Genomic DNA, 5,632 nt, shown 5'->3' with positions numbered 1-5,632 from the left:
GGCATATCAGTGCTACATATGCTGTATACATACATGGCATTACAGGAAACGCCTTTAGGAGATTTAATTTTAAATCGATATGGTGTTAATGAGTGCTCAATTTCATTTTTTCTTTCACTAAAAATGGATAAGAACTCTTGCCATGCCTGCTCTTGTGATAAAAATGAGCTGTTATTATTTTCGTTTTGAAATTCCAAGGCATCTACCTCAATTAATCTAATAAATAATTTTTTCGTAGAGCGAACTCAACGACCTATATCATCTGAATCTACATTTATTTATTAATTAATTTAAGGCTTTCAACGATAGACAAAGTTGACACTTTGTTGTTAAAGCTTGTTGCTAAACTGGCTCGATTTCTGGCAAAATCGTCGCTACCAGATGACGAGTTCATTATTTCCCCACTTTCGTCTCCCGTCAAGAGCTTTAGCAGTCTAACGTAAATTATTTTTACACACTCCTTCTTGTATCATTTGCTCAGCATAACGCCCTAACCTCGATTGCATTAGAATAAATTATCAACGATTGTCCATTTTAAAATTAACAAATCATTTAAATAACCGATAGGTACACCCTAGTGACTGTTATTAAAAAGAACATATGGATTATAAAAAATATTCAATACTAATAGCTACAATCCCCTAAGACCCGAAAAAGATTTTTTACAACGGTGTAGATTGAAAAAACTGATATGCTTGCTTTTAAAAGAGTAAATAAAAAAGTTTTCTTAGTTAATAACTTTAACCACTCACAAGTTTAAAAGATAAATGACAAAAGCACGGTCAAGTGCTTTTGTCATTTGCTTGTTATGTATGATCATGATTAAACAGGAGCTTGGTCTGCATCCAGTTCTTCATCTTGAAACTTACTCGCAAGTTTGCCCATTTCTCTATCTAGTCCAGTGCGACCCACAGCTAGTTTGTTGACCTTCAACTTGCTCTCTCTAGCATGTTTTTCCGCAGCAACATCAAGTTCCATTTGCCTTTTCAACTTTTCTACTTCCACTTTTTCTTCTTTAGGTACATAACCATACTCGTCATTCATTAGCTCAGCTAAATCGGATACAGGAATACCCGTTTCTTTCTCAACTTTAATAATGGAAGCCGCGATGCTGCGATGCAAATTACGCTCTACGATACCTGACATTTTTATCTCCTAGTAAATACTTAAGTTCATAATTAGAAAAATCCAACGTATGAACTATTGTTAATTGAAAGATTGGGATTGTGTTGATTAGCACCTGTTTCAAGATCAAGTATATGTAATTGTTTTTTAAAATTCTAGGTAGTATGATCAAGAGATTTTCTTACCTATTATTTAACATTGATGTATGTGTATACTGGAAGTTTAATATCGAACAGACAGACATTATGAGTCGAAAACTGGAACCCTCTAAAAGAAAAAGAGAGGAATGCAATGCACTCTCTGACATGACAAATTTTATCGCTCAAGAGATTTATAAACTTGCTGTCATCAAACAATACCCGAATGAATACAGCGAGATTTTCAATCTAGCACGGAACATTACCAAAGAGCTTACTCACCTATTTGATCAAGGCTTCAACCCAAAGTTGGAAGCTCTTAGGGACACGTTAGTTGACCTGATTGTGCACAATGCAACAAAATCTGACTTTGAAGGATATGTTAGTAACGTTTTACGGATAGAAAACATTAATCAACTGGAGTTCGTTCTGGAAAACACCGATAATTCAGATGACCCATTTGACTACGAAAAGCACGAACATGAAATCAAGGTGACTGCTTTTGGTATTGCTAAGCAAATATTCTTCAAAAATAGAGGCTTCAAGACTACTATCCCCCACAAATATCCCCCTAGTGTTATTGGGTACAAATATGATTACCATGAAGCTCTTGAGTATTACTATGGCTTGTACTACCACTCGCAATTAGATAGAAAAACTAACACTACGACATTTTATCACGCGCCATACGAATCATTTCATCCTTACGCAGATAGAATTGTCGAACAATCAAAGTGCATAGAACGGGAATTTCAGGTTCCAGACACCGCTTTATCTAAAAAAGAATCATTAACATACAATAACATAGAAGCACTACAGCCTCTGTACTCAATGGATCTGTTGCGTGGTGAGCAACCAAAAGAATCTGTAATTAAAACAACTGAGATTCGTTTTCGTCTCGATCTATCAGATCCATTATCAAATAAAGAGTTAGATAGGGTTCTAGTTCGCTTGAGGTCAATCATATCATCTGCGCAATACCGCAATTCGGTTGCAAGCATACTACTAGCTGAAAGCGAGGCAGAGTTGATTCAGGCATATAACATACCCTCACTAAAACATGTGGAACATACAGAATTTAAACGGTTACACAAAGTGTCGCTGCCTGAACTTAATTCTCCGCATCAAGCTAAAGCTTATCTATGTGGTTTAATCGTGCTCTTTGAGCATTATGTTCGAGTCAATTCCTTATCTGATTATCTATCATTTTCATGGGGAAAGAATGAAGATGGCCTATCAACACTATTACGATTTGGTGTCGTTTCGATAGAGCTGAGCAAAGTACACGGCGAAGAAGGTTTTTCAGCGGGATCCGTTGAAAAAGGGTATAAGTTAGTTAAGATGGTTTTCAGTAACCACATTCGTGAGTTTCAGTTCGGAAGGGTTCAATTCAATGCTCGCTTAAACACAAAACAAAGGGGAAAATTGAAGGGTCTTGATCCCGTTCGGTTAGAACGGCTCCACCCAGATGATGTAAATAGAGTTCAAGAAGAGATAGAAAGGCTCAAGATAAAAGGACGAGAAGGTTCTGTGAAGGCTCAAATAAACGGGAGCTACATTATTACTTGGTGAGTCAGATTGAAAATATAAAGCGATATACTGAATGACTACAAATTTCATCAACTACACTTTGTCAAAAATTAATTTGTTTGAAGAAGGTAAACTTCGACTCTAACTCGTGATTACCAAAAAGTAATTTAGCGCCTAATGATAGTAAAACTTTTGTTAGTAATACTGGTTCAAAATAAACAAACTTATTCTACTACATTAATGCAAACTTAAAATTATCCAATCGTCATTTTCAACTGGACAAATATTTAAAAGTAATATAGATTGAACCCATTGAAATTTATCAGCTTAATGCAGATAGAAGAGTTAGGGATAGTTTTCAAATCCCTATCCCTCCACCAAATTAAAAGATTAAACCGCTGTTTTTACAGCGGTTTTTTTGTATCTGTACTATCGAAAATCACCTTGCACAGAAAGGTGGCACAGATGTACTTATTAAGACTCCCAAATAGCGTGTACTATACTCGTATCGCTACTCCAGTTTCACCCAGTTTCACTCCGTGAAAGTGGTTATCCTAACGAACTAAAATTCTCCCTACTTACTCGTGAGCGTAAAACCGCTTATCGTCGAAATGTTGAGCAAGTTCAATTACTTCATGCATTGTTTGAGAAAGCCATTGCGCTCTCTTTAACGATTGTCGAGTTTAAAACCAAACTGGCTGAATCAATTAATACCCTACGAGCCGCTTATAACGCACAACCTGAAACGCAAACCAAAGCCCCTAAGCTTGTGGTAGATCCTTCACCAAAAATAAAAATTGCTACCCCCTTACCTGTTATTACCTCAGCTACGCTCACTGATTTTATTCAATCTAAAATATTAGAAGGTGTCACACAACTCACCCTTACTCAGTTAGAGCAGAGATGTAATGATTTTTTAGGCTATCTAAAAGAGCTAAATGCAGATAAGCCCACCAATAGTATTCCAATGCACTATCGAGACAGATTACTCAAACGAAAATTAAGCAGCAAAATATTAAAAGACTACATTGCAGCAAATAGGCAGTTTTTTAATTGGTGTTTAGCTCATGAGCTTATTACTGTGAATCCATTTGCTGTCGTCAAAACATCCTCTAAAAATGCAAAGAGTGCTCAAGAGCAGCGACAACGTTGGAAAAGTGAGGATTTACAGAAATTATTCTCAAACGACGCTTATCGCAAACAAAACACGGACTTTAAGTGGATAACCTTATTGATGCTTTACCAAGGTTGCAGGCCGTCAGAAGCTTGTCAGCTTCACGTTCGGGATATCAAGCAAGGCGAACTGCCTTGCATTCAATTTTCGGACTTAGGTGACGATCAGAAGCTGAAAAAACAGTTATCTAATCGAACCGTACCGATTCATCAAACATTGTTAGATATGGGGTTCCTGACCTTCGTGAAAGCTCGCCAGCGAGCAAAAGAAACACAGCTCTTTAATGTAAAACCTCGTGGGGTAGATAATGATTGGTCAAAAGATTATAGAAAGACTTTCGGCAACATTCTTAATGACGTGGGCTTTAAAGCGGGACAACGAGCTACCGCCTATTCATTCCGTCATACCTTTATTGATGAGTTAAAACGAGCGAATGTCGAAGAGCATGTAGTTTCTGAAATTGTAGGCCATAAACATCAAAACATGACCTACGGTAGATATGGAAAACGATTGGAGCTTGAGCAGCTTGTAGAGGCCGTAAATCTATTTCGTTTAGACGACATAGATACCAGCTTAAGTGCATAAATGATATTGGGGACAACCTCAAAATAGGCGTTCACTGAAAGTGTGACGACAATGCAGCCCACTAGCGCTGGAAGATAGTATTTTCTAAGTCGCTTTTGCCCCTTTATAAATTAAGGCTAGCTCTATTAAATCAGATAATTTATTGGCTTGGGTATACACAAAGTAATGGGAGATCCTCAAAGAAAGATAGCCTAAGCCAATTAGCTTTCAATGGTTACCTTTAAAGTTTCTCTGTTTACATTATTGGATGTGTGAGTTATATCATATGGTTGAATATTAATAGATGGAGTAAAGCAGTTGTTTGATGATGATAAAGTACTAAATCTTGGGAGGACATATACTTATGCTGTTTCAGTAAGGGATATGGACAAGCTTTTTGCTGGGAAGCTTATCCTTTCGAGCTATAGTTATTTCAGGTGTATGGAGAGACATTGCGATGTAATCTGTTAATCGATCTTGGCGGATCAACAACTAACAGGAACTACACCGCAATGAATGAAAATAATAATATCATTTCAATGGATACTCCAGAGAATCTTTTACAAGAACTATTGAAAAAAGGGGCTCAACAGCTTTTAGCTCAAGCTATTGAAGCTGAATTAGCGATTGATGATGGGGCACTCGATTTCTGGAATGCGATAACAAAAGTATGGCCAACAACTCTGCATCAACGTTGCTGGGTTCATAAAACGGCGAATATCTTAAATAAAGTCCCTAAGTCATTACAACCAAAAATCAAGTCACGATTACAAGATATTTGGATGGCAAAAGAACTCATACACCAGATTTGACTATAGCTCGCACTCTTTTGCTAGTAGGGTGATTTGAATATCTAATGCCCGACATAATTCAGAGACAGAGAGTTGTGGATACGCTTTCTTCATTTGTCGGGCAACGTCAGAATTTAATGATTTTATATGAACAAAGCGCTGGCTTTTTTAATATATCAATGTCTCTTTCTGCTCTAGCGAGTTGCTTTTCAAGTTCTTTCATTCTTTGTTGCTCAGGTGTGATTGCATTACCAATGTAAGCGCTTAACTAACCACACATATCAATATTAAGCATGCTTTGCCATAGTCTC

4 protein-coding genes and 2 pseudogenes are annotated in these 5,632 nt (G+C 37.0%); 3 read left to right on the top strand and 3 right to left on the bottom strand.

All coding sequences use genetic code 11. The features are described 5' to 3' along the window. Together Q1K78_RS16875 and Q1K78_RS16870 are read right to left on the bottom strand one after the other, a co-directional pair. A partial coding sequence (locus Q1K78_RS16875) for a hypothetical protein (protein ID WP_300181551.1) occupies positions 1-197 on the bottom strand: 197 nt, incomplete at its 3' end. 625 nt (positions 198-822) lie between these two features. Next, positions 823-1,146: a hypothetical protein gene (locus tag Q1K78_RS16870; RefSeq protein ID WP_300181549.1), complete on the bottom strand. Its 324-nt coding sequence runs from the start codon at positions 1,144-1,146 to the stop codon at positions 823-825. A 224-nt stretch (positions 1,147-1,370) separates the two neighbouring features. On the opposite strand from Q1K78_RS16870, the gene Q1K78_RS16865 reads away from it, so the two are divergent. From Q1K78_RS16865 to Q1K78_RS16855, 3 genes and pseudogenes are all read left to right on the top strand, one after another. Then, entirely contained in the window at positions 1,371-2,834 is a 1,464-nt protein-coding gene (locus Q1K78_RS16865; RefSeq protein WP_300181547.1) for a hypothetical protein, read from the top strand. A 598-nt stretch (positions 2,835-3,432) separates the two neighbouring features. Beyond that, positions 3,433-4,551: a site-specific integrase gene (locus Q1K78_RS16860; protein WP_300181545.1), complete on the top strand. Its 1,119-nt coding sequence runs from the start codon at positions 3,433-3,435 to the stop codon at positions 4,549-4,551. Positions 4,552-5,042: 491 nt separating this feature from the next. Continuing rightward, positions 5,043-5,318 (top strand): annotated as a pseudogene (locus tag Q1K78_RS16855) (transposase); the annotation flags it as partial. A gap of 60 nt (positions 5,319-5,378) precedes the next feature. Here the strand turns inward: Q1K78_RS16855 and Q1K78_RS16850 are convergent. Further along, a pseudogene (locus tag Q1K78_RS16850) lies at positions 5,379-5,568 on the bottom strand (IS3 family transposase); the annotation flags it as partial. Positions 5,569-5,632 lie beyond the last annotated feature (64 nt).

Source organism: uncultured Aliivibrio sp. (assembly GCF_946479765.1).
In the GTDB taxonomy this organism is placed as follows: Bacteria; Pseudomonadota; Gammaproteobacteria; order Enterobacterales; family Vibrionaceae; genus Aliivibrio.
Note: the sequence above shows the minus strand (reverse complement) of the source record. Positions and strands in the feature narration are given on the sequence as shown.